Here is a 15,785-nt window from a genome sequence, read left to right as displayed (position 1 = left end):
CAGCAAGGGGACGTCATGACGGACAAGTACGTCGCCGCCATCGACCAGGGCACCACATCGAGCCGCTGCATCGTCTTCGACCAGAACGGCGCCATCGTCGCCGTCGACCAGCGCGAGCACCGCCAGATCTTCCCCAGGCCCGGCTGGGTGGAGCACGACGCCACCGAGATCTGGGCCAAGACCCAGGCCGTGGTCGCCGGGGCGCTGGCCAAGGCGGGGCTGCGGGCCGACGAGCTGAGCGCCGTGGGCATCACCAACCAGCGCGAGACGACCGTGCTGTGGGACCGGGCCACCGGCAAGCCGGTGCACAACGCCATCGTCTGGCAGGACACCCGCACCGCCGCCCTGTGCACCCAACTCGGCGGCGAGGACGGCCAGGACCGCTTCCGCGACCGCACCGGGCTGCCGCTCGCCAGCTACTTCTCCGGGCCCAAGGCCGCCTGGCTGCTCGACAACGTGCCCGGACTGCGCCGCCGCGCCGAGAACGGCGAGATCGCCTTCGGCACCGTCGACTCCTGGCTGATCTACAACCTCACCGGCGGCGTGGACGGCGGCGTCCACGTCACCGACGTCACCAACGCCTCGCGCACCATGCTGATGAACATCGAGACCCACCAGTGGGACGAGTCCATCCTGTCGGCCATGGACCTCCCGGCCGCGATGCTGCCGGAGATCCGCTCCTCCGCCGAGGTCTACGGCACCTGCACGGGACAGCTCGACGGCGTGCCCGTGGCCTCCGCGCTCGGCGACCAGCAGGCGGCGATCTTCGGCCAGACCTGCTACGGCGTCGGCGAGGCCAAGAACACGTACGGCACGGGCAGCTTCCTGCTGCTCAACACCGGGACCCGGCCGGTGCCGTCGAAGAACGGGCTGCTGACCACCATGGGCTACCAGATCGGCGGCGAGGCGCCCGTCTACTGCCTGGAGGGGTCCATCGCCATCACCGGGGCGCTGGTGCAGTGGTTCCGTGACCAGCTCGGCATCATCTCCGCCGCCGAGGAGATCGAGACGCTGGCGGCGAGCGTCGACGACAACGGCGGCGCGTACATCGTCCCGGCGTTCTCCGGGCTGTTCGCCCCTTACTGGCGCGGCGACGCGCGCGGTGTCGTCACCGGCCTGACCCGGTACGTCACCAAGGCGCACCTGGCGCGCGCCGTGCTGGAGGCGACGAGCTGGCAGACGCGCGAGGTCGTCGACGCGATGTACCAGGACTCGGGGGTACGGCTGACGGACCTGAAGGTGGACGGAGGAATGACCGCCAACAATCTGCTGATGCAGCACCAGGCGGACGTCCTCGGCGTACCCGTGATGCGGCCGGTGATCTCCGAGACCACCTGCCTCGGTGCCGCCTACGCCGCGGGCCTGGCCACGGGCGTATGGCGGGACCAGGACGAGCTGCGCTCCCACTGGAAGCGCGACACCGAGTGGACGCCGCGCATGGACGAGGGCACGCGGGAGCGCGAGTACCGCAACTGGCGCAAGGCCGTCGAGCGCAGCTTCGGCTGGCAGGACGACCGGGAGGACGGCGCAGGCTGACGCCGCGGCGCCGCGGCGCGGCCGTCCGACGTCAGGACCTGCTGCCCCGCGGCGCCGCCGCCAGATGCTCGCCGACCCGCTTGACCAGCAGCGTCATCTCGTACGCGATCTGCCCGATGTCGGCGTCCGACGCCGCCATCACCGCGAGGCAACTGCCGTCGCCCGCCGCGGTGACGAAGAGGAACGCGTCGTCCAGCTCCACGAGTGTCTGCCGTACGGAACCCGCTTCGAAGTGCGTGCCCACGCCCTTGGCCAGGCCGTGGATGCCGGAGGCCACCGCCGCCAGATGCTCGGAGTCCTCCCTGCTCACGTCCTCGGAGACGCTCATCGGCAGCCCGTCGGAGGACAGCACCAGCGCCATCCGCACGCTCGCCAGCCGCCCCACCAGATCGTCGAGCAGCCAGTTCAACCGGCTCCCGGCCGGCTGCCGTCTGTTCCCACCCTGCACAACCATGCCCGCGTCCCTTCCCCAGTCGGCGCAGCCTACTACCGTCGCCCCGGCAACTCGTAGCCCCCTTCGAACGTTGACACATCGGAACGTGTGAACATGGGTACCCCGGGCTTTCGTCACCCCGCGTGCGGGGCAGTGACCCTGGACACCCGGCAGTCGAGCGGGAGAGGGAACTGATGGCTGCGGAGGAGGAGCTGCGGCGCCCCGAATCGCCGCTCTGGGTCGAGGAGCCCGTCGGCACACCGAGGCTTCCGGACCCGGTGCGGACGGCGGCCGTACGCGCCGTGATCATCGTGGCCCTGACCCTGAGCCAGGCGATGGCGGCCCTGCTGTTCACCGTCAGCGGGTCGTGGCCGGCCTTTCCGCTGCTGCTGAGCACGGTCGTGAGCACCGTGGTCGCGACCTGGGGCGTGCTGGACGTGTGGGTGACGCGGCAGGTCTGGAAGCAGCGGTACGGGGTGGAGTCGCGGCCCAGCAGCGCCGCCCGCCGCGCCCGCAGGGAGCGCCGCGGCGGCCGCCGTACGCAGCGCGACCGGCCGCCCGGAGCGGTGCCCGCGGGAGTCTGACGGGGCCCGCCGGCGGCTGCCGTGCCGCCGCGCGGCCGTGCGGTGTCCGAACCCGAGCGCCCCGGGCGGTTTCGGCTTGTTGTCGTTGCATCCGCCAACTACGGTTCTACCAGCAGGAGTCGGAACTTATTCATAGGGCGGCCGTTTCGTATGACCACAGGCAGCAGGGGGCTTCACCGCCTTGAGGCCGCACTGTCCGGGTGGGACTCCCCCTGGTCCCTCTGCGTGGTCGGCGAGGACCAGTCGCAGAAGTTCTCCCAGATGAGCAGCGCGCTGCGGGAGCCGTACTCCGAGACGGGCGACGGGAAGTACATCGCGTCCGGGTTCTCGTACTGGGGCGTCGCGTCGACCATGGCGTGGGTGCACGCCTGTTCCGACCTGTTCTATCCGGTGATGCGGGAGAGTATCGAGTCCTTCGCGCAGCGCTGGCGGCAGATCGCGGGCGAACTCGACGGCACGCCCCGCCACTACGTGAGCCTGGGCACCGGCACCGGGCAGAAGGACCAGACGATCCTGGACCGGCTGCGCCAGGGCCGGGAGCCCGGCTCCCTGACGTACGTCCCCGTGGACGTCAGCCCCGAGATGCTGCGGCTGGGGCAGCGGGAGGCGCTGCGCCACCTCGATCTGCCGATGGGCGGGGTCGTACCGGTGCAGCTCGACTTCGCGAACGTACGCAGCGTGCGCGAACTGCGCCGGCTGGTGGAGCACCTCGTCGGCGACGAGCCGGTGCTGTACTCGCTGCTGGGCAACACGCTGGCCAACTTCACCGACGACACGGGGCTGCTGACGATGCTCACCGGCAGCCTGCTGCGGCCGCAGGACCGCTTCCTGCTGGAGGTCGCCCGCTCCGCCGCGCTGGACGAGGACGCCGCGCACGAGGCGGCCCGCGAGTACCGGTCGAGCCCGCGCTTCGCCGAGTTCGTCACCAGCGCGATCATGGAGTACACCGACCTGCACATCGACATGGCCAGCGTCGAGTACGAGCCGTCGGTCGAGGACGACCGGGCGCTGAAGGTCAAGGTCGTCTACCGCAACCGCACCGGCGAGCAGGTGCTCCTCACCCTGCCCGACCGCAGCGGCGTCGAGTTCCCCGACGGGGACACCATCCGCCTCCTGACCACCCGCAAGTACTCGGCGGCCGGGCTCGGCAAGCTGCTCGCCGACGCCGGGGCCGCGGAGGTGACCCGGACCAGCTCCGGCCTGCACTCCGGGTTCGGCGAGACGGGCTTCGGCATGGACCTGGTGCTGCTGCGCCCCGCGGGGGAGGCGGCCGACGAGGCGCCGGCGGAGGTCCCGGCCCCGAACCCGTTCGGCTGAGCCGGGCGCGCGGGGAATGGTGCGTCCGACACGGAGCGCGTTCTACGGGGTGTTCACGGCCTCGGCGCTCGTCGTCGCCCTCGGGCTGTGCGTCGCCTGGCTGGTGCGCGCCTCGGACGGCGGCCGGTGGGAGCCGGCGATCCAGGTGCCGGCGATCCTCGCGGCGATGAGCGGAGTGATCGCGGAGCGGCGGGCCGCGGCCCGGGAGCGGGAGAAGCAGACGCTGCGCGCGCTCGCCGAGGAGCTGGTGAAGAACACCGCGGTCCTCGACGATCCGCGCTTCGCGCCCCTCGACCCGGCCCGCCCGGTGCACCGGGTCTTCCCGCGGCCGATGCTGTCCGCGACGGACGCGACGCTGGTCTCCGGCGTGCTGGCCGGGCGGGAGCACCAGGAGCTGCTGGCGCTGCTGCACCAGTGGCGCGACGCGGTACGGGAGTTCAACCGCCGTCTGGACCTGGCGGAGCTGCGCAGCTTCGTCGTGGAGGCCGACGGCCCGGAGCTGCTGCGCATCGACCGCGACCTGCACCGCGACGGCGGCCACCTGGACGAGACCCGCCGCCTGCGGGACGCGATCGAGGAGCTGCTGCGCACCCGGTACCGGGACAAGCCCGAGGTGGTCGAGGCGCTGGCCGCGGACCGGGGGCCGGGGCGGGCGGTGGAGCCGGGCCGCTGAGCGCGGCCGGCCGGCTCCGTACCCGATCCGTACCCGAAGGGGCCGCCGCTACGTCGCCGCGGGCGGGCGGCGGAAGATGCGGGTCGCCGTCACCTCGCCGACCGAGGTCTCCTCTCCGTCCCGCTGGGCCGGCAGTCCGGGGCGCAGGTGCTCCTCGACGGTGATGTACTTCAGTCCCGCGCGCAGGTCCGCATCGTTGCGCAGCCGGATCACCAGGGGGAACTCCGCGAGCGCCGTGGTGTCGAACAGGCCCGTGGTGTAGAGGAGCTGCACGCCGAGGGCGTCGGCGACGGCGCGTTGCAGCTCCAGCAGATAGGTGGCGTTGGCGCGGCCGATGGGGTTGTCGAGGAAGAGCGTGCCCGCGTGGTGGTGCCGGTCGTCGCCGCGGTCGTTGCCGCGGAGGGCGGCCATGGTGCAGTACAGCGCGATGGCGGCGGTGAGCAGTTGGCCGCCGGAGAACACGTCGCCCATCTGCCCGACGGGCACCCGCTCCGCGCGCAGCACCGCGTCCGGCTTGAGGATCTCCACCGCCACGCCCTTGGGCTCCATCGCGGCGTCCACGCCGCGCAGCAGCAGGGTCGTGCCGTCGCGGCGCAGGTCGCTGTTCTTGCGTACGGCCGCGCGCGTGGCCTCGTCGATGACCTCGCCCAGGCGCTCGGCCAGGGTCGCCTGGTCGGGGTCCTCGAAGCGGATGCGCAGGAACTCCTGGCCCGACCACTCCCCCAGCCCCTCCGGCAGCCGGGACAGCCGCTGCGCGGCGCGCAGCGTGGCCAGGCCGGACTCGACCAGGCCGCGCAGCCGGTCGACGATGCCGTCGCGGTTGCGCTCCAACTGCGCCAGCTCGTCAGTGAGTACGCGCAGCCGGGGCGCGAAGGCCCCGGCCCAGGCGGCGGCGTGCTCCGGGAGGGCGGCGGCGGGCAGTTCGCGGATCTGCTGCCGGGCGGGGGTGCGGACCTGCTCGTAGCGGGTGGAGTTGGCGTGCCGTACGAGGACGTCGCACGCGTCGCGCAGGGCGGAGTCGGCGGTGGCCAGGTCCGCGGCGCAGCCGCGCAGCGAGCGGCGGGACTCGGCGGCGGCCTGCCGGGCGCCGTCCAGCCCGCCGGGGAACGGCTCCGCCTCGCCCGCGTCGTCCTGCTCCTCGCCCGCGGCGGGACCGCGGAGCAGGTCGCGCAGCATGGCGGCGGTCTCGGCGAAGGCGCCGGCGGCGTCCTCGGCGGCGGCGCAGGCGCGGCGCAGCCCGGCGTGCGCCTCGGTGGCGGCGGCGAGTTCGTCGGCGCGCTCGGCGGCGGTGGCGGCGGCGGACCGCAGCAGTGCCTGGGCCTGCTCGGCGCCGTCCGGCACGAGGTCGGCGGGCAGTTCGGTGTGCGCCTCGCCCGCCGCGGGCGCGAGCCGTTCCGCGTCGCCGCGCAGCCGGCCCAGGGTCTCGCTGGCGGCGGCGGAGCGGGACTCCAGCAGGTGCACGACGGACTCGGCGCGGGCGGCCGCGGCCTGCCGCGAGGGCGCGTCGGCGCCGTCGGCCCCGGCGAGGAGGGTGGCGGCGCGGGTACGGACCTTGTTGCTGAGCCGGTTCAGCTCCGCGATCGCGGCGGACTCCTCGCTCTCGGCCCGCGCCTGCTCGGCGCGCAGATCGGCGCCGACGCCGACCTTCTCGTAGAGCTGGGAGGCGGCCCGGTACGCCTCCCGCAGCGCGGGCAGCGAGGCGCGGGCCGCGTCCGCGGCGGCGGCCTGGGCGAGCCGGGCCCGGTGCCGGGCACCGCCCTCGGGGCGCGGGGCGTCGGCGGCGGGATCGGTGCCGGCGTCCGCAGCCGTCTGGTCCTGCTCCTGGAGCGTTTCGGGCGACGGGCTGCCACCGGCCTCCGCCGCCTCGGCCTCCAGCTCCTCGGCCACGCCCGCGATCTCCGCGCGCTCCGCGCGGAGCGCGCGCGACGTGCGGCGGGCGTCGTCCGCGGCGCGCTGGGCGTCGCGGCGGTCCTCGTCGGCGGCGCGGGCGCGGGTGGTGCAGTCGGCGGCCCGGGCCTCGTACTCCAGGGCCTCGTCGGCGAGTTCGCGGCGGCGGGCCTGCCAGCCGGAGCGCTCGCGGAGGCGGTGGGCCAGGCCCGCCAGGGCGTCGGCGCTGCGGCGGGCGCGCTGGGCCTGCTCCTGGCGCTCCTCGCGGGCCCGGGTGGTCTCCTCGGCGGCGGCCGCGGCGTCCTCGGCCTCGGCGCGGGCGCGGATCAGCGCCTCGTCCGCCGCGGCCGATGCCGTACGAGCCGACTCCGCGGCGTCGGCCAGCTCCGCCAGCCGGCCTGCGGGGCAGCCCGTACGCCACGAAGCCAGCCGGGCCGCCAGCGTCCGGTCGGCCGCCAGGCGGGCGGCCAGGACGCGGATCTGCTCGTCGCGGTCGGCGGCGCGGGCGCGCAGGGCGTGGCGTTCGTCGTCTGCGGCGCGCTCGTCGTGCATGGCCGGGTTGGGCGGCACGAGGAACACGCCGCCGTCGCGCTCCCCGGTGGGCGGCGGCGGCGCGAGGAGCGCGGCGGCCGTGCCCACGGCGAGGGCCGAGCGGGGCAGCAGCGCCGCTTCGCGCAGCACCTCGCGGGCGCGGGCGTGCGTGTCCGGGTCGGTGATGACGACGCCGTCGACCAGCTCCGGGCGGGCGTCGAGCACGGCGGCGTGGTCGGCCGGGTCGACGGCCTGGGCGAGGTAACGCCAGCCGGGCAGTGCGGGAATGCCGTGCTCGCCGAGGCAGGCCACGACGGCCAGCACGTCGGGACCGGGCGGCAGCAGCCCGCCGTCGCCGAGCGCGGCGAGGATCCGGGCGTCGTCCCCGGCGGCGGTGCGCAGGTCGAACAGCCGCCGCTCGTCGTCCGTGACCCGCGCGTCGAGCAGGGTCCGCAGCTCGTCGGCCGCCCGGTCGAACTCCACGGCGCTCAGCGCCCGGTGTTCTCCGCCCTCGGTCCCCACCTCCGGCAGGCCCAGCAGTTCCACCAGCCGCCGCTCCCCCGCCAGCGACTCCGCCGCGCGGCGCTCCGTGCCGTACGACGCCTCGGCCGCCTCCGCCGCGTCCGTGGCGCGGGCCGCGGCCAGCTCCGCGCGGGCCAGGGCCGCCGCCGTCTCGCGGGCGTGGTCCGTCGCCGTACGGGCCGCCCCGCGGGCCTCGTCCCAGGCGGCGACCGCCGCCTTCTCGGCGTCCCCGGCGACGAGGGCCGCGCGGGCCGGGTCCGTGTCGGGGGCGGCGGGGTCGGTGTCGAGCCACCCGGCCCGTACCGCCTCCGCCGTCTCCTGCTCGACCTCCGCGAGCCGCTGGCGCAGGTGGTCCGTCTCGCTGCGGGCGCGCTGCGCCCGCGTGGCGGCGGCGACCGCGTCGGCGTGCGCCGTCTCGGATTCCTGCTGGAGGACGGCCGAGCGCTCCTCCTGCTCCGCCGCCAGCGTCTCGCCGTCGCGGGCTGCGGCGTGCAGCGCGCGTACGAGCCCGGTGGCCGCCGTCGCGCGGGCGGCGAGCGCCGGGGCGGCGTCGCGCTCGGCCTCGCGGATGGCGACGGAGACGCGCGCCGCCCGGTCGGCGGCGGCGCGGTGCCGCAGCACCGCCTCCGCGGCCTGCCAGGCGGCGTGCAGCGTACGGGCGTCGGTCAGCTCGCGGCGCTTGCCCGCGGCGCTCTTCTCCGCGGCGGCAAGCGCCAGCGACGCGTGCCGGTACGCCAGCTCCGCGGCGATCAGTTCGCTGCGGCGCCGGGACGACTCGGCCGCCGTCACCCGCTCCGCGGCCGTCCGCTCCTGGCCGGCCAGCTCCCCCGCCCTGGCGCGCTCCGCGTCGGCCCGCGCCGTGAGCCGCGCGGCCAGCGCCCGGGCCCGGCGCTCGGCACCGCCGAGGATGTCGCGGGTACGGGCACGCTGCTCCGCGCCCGCGACGATGTGCGCGAGGAGGTCCAGGGAGCCGGCGGTGAAGTCGCGTTCCGCGGTCAGTTCCGCGCGGCGGCCGAGCTTGTGCGCGAAGCCGTGGACGAGGTCGGCCAGCCCGTCGGTGTCGCGGGTGTCGGTGACGGCGCGGAGCAGCAGGTGGGTGAAGTCGGAGTCGTTCTTCACCGCGAACAGCCCGGCGGCCTCGCCCTCGTCGGCGTTCATCTCCCGCTGGTAGCGGAAGAGTTCCGGATCGAGGCCGAGGCGCGTCAGGTGTTCGTTCCACCGCTCGTGGATCTCCTCCCACGCCACGTCCAGGTGCGGGTACGCCTTGCCGGCCTCGGTCAGTACGTCCCGGAAGCCCTTCATCGTGCGCCGCCGCCCGTGCGCGCCGGAGGCACCCTCGGCGGCGGGGCGCACCGCCGCGGACTCGGCGACCGGCAGCGCGTCCAGGCCCATCCCGGGCCCGGGGCGGAACGAATACCACGCCTCGGCGAACTTCCGCGGGTCGCCGGAGACCTGTCGGCCGCGCCACTCGCTCACCTTGCCGACGACGATCTGCTCGCCGGTGACGGTGTGCTGCCACTCCAGCGCGACGTGCCCGGTGTCGTCGGCGAGCAGGAACTTGCGCAGCACGCCGGAGCTGGCGCCGCCCAGGGTGTTGCGGTGGCCGGGCAGCATCACGGAGAAGATCAGCTTCAGCAGGACGGACTTGCCGCCGCCGTTCTCCAGGAAGAGCACGCCCGCGGGCGCGGGCCGGCGCAGCGGGCCGGTCGGCTCGGCGGCGAAGAAGTCGCCCTGGGCGGGCGCCGGCTGGGGCACCTCGGCGCCGACGCCGCGCAGGTCGAGCACGGTGTCGGCGTACCGCGCACCGGCGGGTCCGATGGAGTAGAGGCGGATGCGGGACAGCTCGTACATGCGATTGCGGCCTTCGCTCGTGACGTCTCGACCGGCCGTCAGGCCCGCTCGTGCTGGCTGGGGAAGAACGGCAGCGCGCCGCCGGCGATCTCGCCGTCGTCGGCGGCGGGCACCAGGGTCGCGCTGCCGTCGGCGACAGGCACGACGCCCAGCTCCAGCAGCTCGGACATGGCCGCGCTGCCCGCCATGTCCCGCACCTGCAACTGGTAGCGGGCGGTGGTGCGGTACGTGCCGCCGGCGTCGTCCGACGTGCGCTGGAGGAAGCCGGAGTCGGTGAGGAACGCCATGGCCTTGCCGATGATGCCGGTGGTGGAGCCGGCGAGCCGGCGGGCGTCCTTCGTGGCGCCGGTGGCGCTGCGGCGCGCGTACACCCGCCAGGCGGCCTCCAGGCCGCGCTCGCCCTCGGCCGGGTCCGTGTTCTCGCCGGCCCCCTCGGCGCGCTCCTCCAGGCGGCGGCACGCCTGGCGGACGAAGGCGTCGACGCCGTTGACGCTGACGCGGCCGATGTAGCCGTCGTCCGCCAGGTCCTCGGGGCGCGGGAACGCCATGGCGGCAACGGCGAGATGGGCCAGGCCGTGCAGGAAGCGGTCGGCCGAGTCGGTGGCGGCACGGCGCGCGTAGTCGCCCATGCGGACGGCGAAGACGGAGTCCTCGGCGGCGGTGACGGCCATGCCCGTACGGGTCGAGACCTCCAGCACGACCAGGCCGAGGCCGGTGGCGACGGCGTCGGCGAGGCGGGCGAAGGGCGGCTCTTCCCGGTAGCGCCTGAGCAGTTCCGCGTACTCCAGGTCGCGGGCGGGCAGCAGCTTGGGCTGGAGGCCGAAGGAGACCAGGCGGGCGGCGTCGGCGGCGTCGGCCGGGGTGACCGCGGGCGGGTGCCCGTCGGCGCTCCCGGTCGCGGCGGCCGTCCCGGGGGCGGTCGCGGGGTCGGGGGTCACGAGGCGGCCTCCGTTCGACCTGCCGCCATCCCGGCGGCGTCCAGCAGTGCCGTGCCGACGATGAGGTCCGCGCCGCCGAACTCGGCGTCCTCCATCTGCGTCCCGTCGTCCACGGCGAACAGCAGCCTGGTCGTTCCGGAGGGGCGGCCCTGCCGGTACGCCGTCCCCACCGCGGGGCCCGCGGCGTGCACCGCGAGGAGGGCGACCAGATACGGCAGCCCGGGGTCGCGGCGGCGGGCGTCGGCGAGCAGCCCGGACAGCCGGCGCGGCGCGTCCGGCGGCAGGTCCAGCAGCTCGCCCGCGGCGGCGAGCTGCTCCTCGCTGAACCGGCTGTCGTCCGGGGTGGCGACGAGGTCGGGCTCGGGCATCTCGGCGCCCAGGTGGGCCCGTTCCAGCGGGGGCGTCAGCAGCAGCTCGGCGAGGTCGGCGAGGCGTACGGCGTGCGGGGCGCGCAGCCCGGTGCCGCGGGCGAAGAAGGCGTCCGTGACGCGGTGGGCGGCGGAGACGGGCAGGGGCAGCACCGGGGCGAGGAGCTGGCCGTAGAGGTCGACGCCGGTGCGGGCGGCGGGCGGTGCGAACGCCTGCCGGTCCTGCTCGGCGCGGAACAGCGGGCCGGCGTCCAGCAGCCGGGTCTGGAGCTGGGTGTGGCGGCGGATGCAGTCCTTGACGATGTCGACCAGCTCGGCGGCGCGGCGCTTGTGGTCGGGGTCCTCCGCTTCGTCGCGGGCGCGGCGGATGTTGGTGAGGATGGCGTTCTCGTGCCGGTACCGGTCGGCGACGTGGTCCAGCGCCTCGTCGATCATCGCCGGCACGGTCCGGAGCCAGTCGACCGCGCGCACGTTGCGCCGGGTGGCCTCCAGGGCGCGGCGCAGCGTCTCTGCGTACTGCACGGTGCGGTAGCGGGCCTGCTCGGCGGCGAGCTGGGCGTCGGCGAGCCGGCCGCGGCTGATGAGGACTTCGAGCTTGACCTCGGCGGCGATCTGCGCGCTGGTGACGTCGGTGTCGAGCGCACCCACCAGCACGTTGACGGCCTCGTCGGTGGTGCGCAGATAGACGGCGCCGCCGGGTCCGGGGACCTCTTCGAGGAGCTTGAAGTCGTACTCCCTGCGCACGTACGCGCCGTCGTGGCCGAAGGTGCCGTACACCGCGCGGAAGCCGCGGTCGACGCTGCCGACGTTGACGAGGCTGTCCAGCACCCAGTGCGCCACCCGCTCGTGCTCGGCGCGGGGGCGCAGCGGCGCCTGGGCGGCGACGCGCGGCAGCAGCCGGGCGATGACCTCGTCGGGCTCGGCGCCGGTGTCGAAGTCCATCTGCAGCGTGACCAGATCGATGGCGGAGAGGGCCACCTCCGCCATCGCGTACACCCCGAACTCGCCGGCGAGCATCGCCTTGCGGGCGTCCAGGTCGTGCAGCGGGGCCGTGCACGCCAGGGCGCGCAGCCGGCGGGCCAGCCCCTCGTCGGCGGCAGGACCCGGAGCGGGCCGCGGCGCGCCGGGCGCGGGCGTCGCGGTGGTCGGAGCAGTCACGACGGACAGATTAGGCGGTGCCACCGACATCGGCCGAAACGGCACGCACTGGCCTCCGGCCCGGACGGCGGGTCGGGAGGGCGGCCGGATCCGGCGAGCGGCGCCGGACCGGCGACCTGCGCGAAGGGGCCGGGGCCCTGGGCGGGCGGACGCGACGGCCGCAGCGCTCGGCTGTCGGGCAGGTGCCGCGCGGGGGCCGGACGGCTGCCCAGGGCGCGGCCTGCGGCCGACGCCGCGAGCCCGGCCGGACACCGCGGACGCCGCCATGAACCGCGATCGCCTTCACGCGCCGCAGGCGCGCGGCGTACCCGAACCCTGCGTTCGCTCAGTCCGGTTCGCCGTAGCCGCCGCCGCCCGGGGTCTCGACCACCAGCACGTCGCCCGCGTCCGCCTCCACCGTGTCGCAGCCCTTCAGCGGCTCCACCTTGCCGTCCGCGCGCTCCATGGCGTTGTGGCCGAGTGCGCCCGGCGCACCGCCCGCCATGCCGTACGGGGCCACCCGGCGGTGGCCGGTCAGCAGCGTCACCGTCATCGGCTCCAGGAACCGGATGCGCCGCACCGCACCGCGGCCGCCCTCCCAGCAGCCCCGGCCGCCGCTGCCGTCCCGTACCGCGAACTCCTCGACGCGCACCGGGTAGCGCCACTCCAGCACCTCGGGGTCGGTGAGGCGGGAGTTGGTCATGTGCGTCTGCACGACGTCCGCGCCGGGGAAGCCGTCGCCCGCGCCGGAGCCGGAGGCGATGGTTTCGTAGTACTGCGCCTTGTCGTTGCCGAAGGTGAGGTTGTTCATCGTCCCGGAGCCCTCGGCCTGGACGCCGAGCGCCGCGTACAGCGCGCCCGTCACGGCCTGGGAGGTCTCGACGTTCCCGGCGACGGTGGCCGCGGGGAACTCCGGCGCCAGCATCGAGCCGGGCGGGATGCGCACGTCCAGCGGCTTCAGGCAGCCGCTGTTGAGGGGGATGTCCTCGGCGACCAGGGTGCGGAAGACGTAGAGCACGGCGGCCATGACGACCGAGCTGGGCGCGTTGGCGTTGCCGGGCTGCTGCGGCGAGGTGCCGGTGAAGTCGACCACCGCGCCGCGCGCGTCGCGGTCGACGCGCACGGCGACCTCGATGGCCGCGCCGGCGTCCGTCTCGTAGCGGTACGTACCGTCCCCGAGGGCGGCGATGACGCGCCGCACGGACTCCTCGGCGTTGTCCTGCACGTGCCCCATGTACGCCTGCACGACGTCCAGGCCGAACATGCCGATCATGCGGCGAAGTTCGTCGATGCCCTTGTTGTTCGCGGCGATCTGGGCGCGCAGGTCGGCGAGGTTGGCATCGGGCGCGCGCGAGGGGTACGGGCCGGAGGTCAGCAGCCGGCGCGTCTCGGCCTCGCGCAGCTCGCCGTCGCGGACGAGCAGCCAGTTGTCGAAGAGGACGCCCTCCTCCTGGATCGTGCGGCTGAACGCGGGCATCGACCCGGGCGTGATGCCGCCGATCTCGGCGTGGTGGCCGCGGGAGGCGACGAGGAACAGCAGTTGTCGCCCGCCCGCGGCGCCAGCCGCTGATGTCACAGTGTCGAAGACGGGCGTGACGACGGTGACGTCCGGCAGGTGGGTGCCGCCGTGGTAGGGGTCGTTGATCGCGTAGACGTCACCCGGCCGCAGCCCGTGGCCGCCGTCCCGGTTGCGGCGCAGCACCTCTTTGATGGACTCCCCCATCGACCCCAGGTGCACGGGCATGTGGGGCGCGTTGGAGATCAGGTTGCCCTCGGCGTCGAACAGGGCGCAGGAGAAGTCGAGCCGTTCCTTGATGTTGACGGAGTGGGCGGTGCTTTCCAGCCGTACGCCCATCTGTTCGGCGATCGCCATGAAGAGGCTGTTGAAGACCTCCAGCATCACGGGATCCACGCCCGTGCCGACCGCCTGCGTCGCGGGCCGCGGCCGGACGCGGGTGAGCGTGAGGTGGCCGCGGTGGTGCACGGCGGCCTGCCAGCCGGGGTCGACGACGGTGGTGGAGCCCTCCTCGGCGATGATCGCGGGTCCGGTGACGGTGTCGTCCGCGCGCAGCTCCGCGCGCTGGAACAGCCCGGCCTCGCGCCACTGCCCGTCGGTGAAGATCCGTACGCAGTCGGCGGGTTGCGGCGCGCCCCCGGTGCGGGCGGCCTCGCCGACCTCCTCCCGCGTGGTGGGCGCCTGCTCGGCGGCGGCCTCGACGGACGCGGCCTCGGCGACGATCGGCTTGTCCATCGTGAACGCGAACCGCCTGCGGTGCACGGCGGTGAACTCCGCCCGCATCTCCGCCTCCGCCGCCAGCGGCACGGCGATCGCCGAGTCGGTGCCCGCGTACCGCAGGTGCACCCGCGTTGCGGTGTCCACCGCGGCGGCCGGAATGCCCTCGTCCGTGAGGTCCGCCGCGGCCCGCTCCGCCAGCTCCGCGCAGACCTGCCGGATCCGCGGCATCGACTCCCCGGTCAGCTCCGCCTCCACGGCCTGCTCCCGCATCGCCGTCGCCGCGGCGACCCCGATGCCGTACGCGGAGAGCACGCCCGGGTGCGGCGGGACGACGACGGTGGAGATGCCGAGCACGTCGGCGACCGCGCAGGCATGCTGGCCGCCGGCGCCGCCGAAGCTGGTGAGCGCGTACCGGGTGACGTCGTGGCCGCGCTGCACGGAGATCTTCTTGACCGCGTTGGCCATGTTGAGCACGGCGATGTCGAGGAACCCGGCCGCGACCTCCTCCGGCGAGCGCCGGTCGCCCGTGGCGGCGGCGGACGTCTCGGCCAGGTCGGTGAACGCCCGCCGCACCGCCTCGCCGTCGAGCGGCTGGTCGCCGCCGGGGCCGAAGACGGCGGGGAAGTGCCGCGGCTGGACGCGGCCGAGCATGACGTTGGCGTCGGTGACGGTCAGCGGACCGCCGCGGCGGTAGCAGGCGGGCCCGGGAACCGCGCCCGCGGAGTCGGGGCCGACCCGGTAGCGGCGGCCGTCGAAGTGCAGGATGGAGCCGCCGCCGGCGGCCACGGTGTGGATGCTGAGCATCGGCGCGCGCATCCGTACGCCCGCCACCCGCGTGTCGAAGTCGCGCTCGAACTCGCCCGCGTAGTGCGACACGTCGGTGGACGTGCCGCCCATGTCGAAGCCGATGACGCGGTCGTGGCCCGCCTCCGCCGAGGAGCGGACCATGCCGACGACCCCGCCCGCGGGCCCGGAGAGCACGGCGTCCTTGCCGCGGAAGTGCGTGGCCTCGCGCAGGCCGCCGTTGGACTGCATAAACTGCAGCCGGATGCCGGGGAGTTCGCCGGCCACCCGGTCGACGTACCGGCGCAGGATCGGCGACAGGTAGGCATCGACGACGGTCGTGTCGCCGCGCGGCACGAGCTTCATCAGCGGGCTGACCTCGTGCCCGCGACTGATCTGCGTGAAGCCCGCCCGGCGGGCCTCCTCGGCGACGGCCCGCTCGTGATCCGCGTACCGGTAGCCGTGCACGAGGACGACGGCCGCGCTGCGGTACCCGTCGCGGTACGCGTCCGCCAGCGCCGCCCGCGCGGCATCGAGGTCCAGCGCGCGGACGACCTCGCCGTGGGCGCCGACGCGCTCGGGGACCTCGATCACCCGCTCGTACAGCGCCTCGGGCTTGAGGATGCGGCGCTCGAAGAGCAGCGGCCGGTTCTGGTACGCGATCCGCAGCGCGTCCCGGAACCCCTCGGTGACCACGAGGACCGTCGGCTCGCCCTTCCGTTCGAGGAGTGCGTTGGTGGCGACGGTGGTGCCCATCTTGACCACCTCGACGCGCTCCGCGGGCACTGGCTCGTCGGGCCCGAGCCCGAGCAGCAGCCGCACGCCCGCGACGGCGGCGTCGTCGTGGGCGCCGTAGCGCCCGGGGTCGTGCGAAAGCAGCTTGCGGGCGACGAGGGTGCCGTCCGGTCGTCTGCCCACCACGTCGGTGAACGTGCCGCCGCGGTCGATCCAGAACTGCCAGCGCGCCGTCATGCGCTCATTGTCGCAGG

General features: G+C 75.1%; 9 protein-coding genes. 4 read left to right on the top strand and 5 right to left on the bottom strand.

The window, feature by feature from the left end; genetic code table 11:
* Positions 1 to 15: 15 nt before the first annotated feature.
* Entirely contained in the window at positions 16 to 1,536 is a 1,521-nt protein-coding gene (gene glpK, locus CXR04_RS32810) for a glycerol kinase GlpK (protein WP_101425834.1), read from the top strand.
* 31 nt (positions 1,537 to 1,567) lie between these two features.
* On the opposite strand, the gene CXR04_RS32805 is transcribed toward glpK, so the two are convergent.
* On the bottom strand, positions 1,568 to 1,990 hold the full coding sequence (locus tag CXR04_RS32805; protein WP_051102889.1) for a roadblock/LC7 domain-containing protein: 423 nt from the start codon (positions 1,988 to 1,990) through the stop codon (positions 1,568 to 1,570).
* 173 nt (positions 1,991 to 2,163) lie between these two features.
* On the opposite strand from CXR04_RS32805, the gene CXR04_RS32800 reads away from it, so the two are divergent.
* From CXR04_RS32800 to CXR04_RS32790, 3 genes are all read left to right on the top strand, one after another.
* A complete protein-coding gene (locus CXR04_RS32800; protein ID WP_101425833.1) occupies positions 2,164 to 2,553 on the top strand; it encodes a hypothetical protein in 390 nt (129 codons plus the stop codon).
* Between the two features lie 150 nt (positions 2,554 to 2,703).
* Positions 2,704 to 3,870, top strand: coding sequence for an L-histidine N(alpha)-methyltransferase (locus tag CXR04_RS32795; protein WP_159072415.1), 1,167 nt, complete (start codon positions 2,704 to 2,706; stop codon positions 3,868 to 3,870).
* A 16-nt stretch (positions 3,871 to 3,886) separates the two neighbouring features.
* On the top strand, positions 3,887 to 4,543 hold the full coding sequence (locus CXR04_RS32790) for a hypothetical protein (protein ID WP_159072414.1): 657 nt from the start codon (positions 3,887 to 3,889) through the stop codon (positions 4,541 to 4,543).
* A gap of 48 nt (positions 4,544 to 4,591) precedes the next feature.
* On the opposite strand, the gene CXR04_RS32785 is transcribed toward CXR04_RS32790, so the two are convergent.
* The 4 genes from CXR04_RS32785 to CXR04_RS32770 all read right to left on the bottom strand — a co-directional run bounded on the left by CXR04_RS32785 (position 4,592) and on the right by CXR04_RS32770 (position 15,768).
* A complete protein-coding gene (locus CXR04_RS32785; RefSeq protein WP_101425830.1) occupies positions 4,592 to 9,334 on the bottom strand; it encodes a hypothetical protein in 4,743 nt (1,580 codons plus the stop codon).
* A gap of 38 nt (positions 9,335 to 9,372) precedes the next feature.
* Positions 9,373 to 10,272: a hypothetical protein gene (locus CXR04_RS32780; RefSeq protein WP_101425829.1), complete on the bottom strand. Its 900-nt coding sequence runs from the start codon at positions 10,270 to 10,272 to the stop codon at positions 9,373 to 9,375.
* Positions 10,269 to 11,798 (bottom strand): hypothetical protein, encoded by a 1,530-nt coding sequence (locus CXR04_RS32775; protein ID WP_101425828.1) that lies wholly within the window; start codon positions 11,796 to 11,798, stop codon positions 10,269 to 10,271. The genes CXR04_RS32780 and CXR04_RS32775 overlap by 4 nt, the downstream gene beginning before the upstream one ends.
* Before the next feature lie 325 nt (positions 11,799 to 12,123).
* On the bottom strand, positions 12,124 to 15,768 hold the full coding sequence (locus CXR04_RS32770) for a hydantoinase B/oxoprolinase family protein (RefSeq protein ID WP_101425827.1): 3,645 nt from the start codon (positions 15,766 to 15,768) through the stop codon (positions 12,124 to 12,126).
* Positions 15,769 to 15,785: the final 17 nt, after the last annotated feature.

The organism is Streptomyces sp. CMB-StM0423, assembly GCF_002847285.1.
GTDB lineage: Bacteria > Actinomycetota > Actinomycetes > Streptomycetales > Streptomycetaceae > Streptomyces.
This window is presented reverse-complemented; position numbering and strand designations above follow the sequence as displayed.

Bases quoted from the DNA above. Each gene is read 5' to 3' on its own strand.
- CXR04_RS32770 (WP_101425827.1), bottom strand. From the start codon at position 15,768: ATGACGGCGCGCTGGCAGTTCTGGATCGACCGCGGCGGCACGTTCACC.
- glpK (WP_101425834.1), top strand. From the start codon at position 16: ATGACGGACAAGTACGTCGCCGCCATCGACCAGGGCACCACATCGAGC.
- CXR04_RS32805 (WP_051102889.1), bottom strand. From the start codon at position 1,990: ATGGTTGTGCAGGGTGGGAACAGACGGCAGCCGGCCGGGAGCCGGTTG.
- CXR04_RS32795 (WP_159072415.1), top strand. From the start codon at position 2,704: ATGACCACAGGCAGCAGGGGGCTTCACCGCCTTGAGGCCGCACTGTCC.
- CXR04_RS32790 (WP_159072414.1), top strand. From the start codon at position 3,887: ATGGTGCGTCCGACACGGAGCGCGTTCTACGGGGTGTTCACGGCCTCG.
- CXR04_RS32800 (WP_101425833.1), top strand. From the start codon at position 2,164: ATGGCTGCGGAGGAGGAGCTGCGGCGCCCCGAATCGCCGCTCTGGGTC.
- CXR04_RS32785 (WP_101425830.1), bottom strand. From the start codon at position 9,334: ATGTACGAGCTGTCCCGCATCCGCCTCTACTCCATCGGACCCGCCGGT.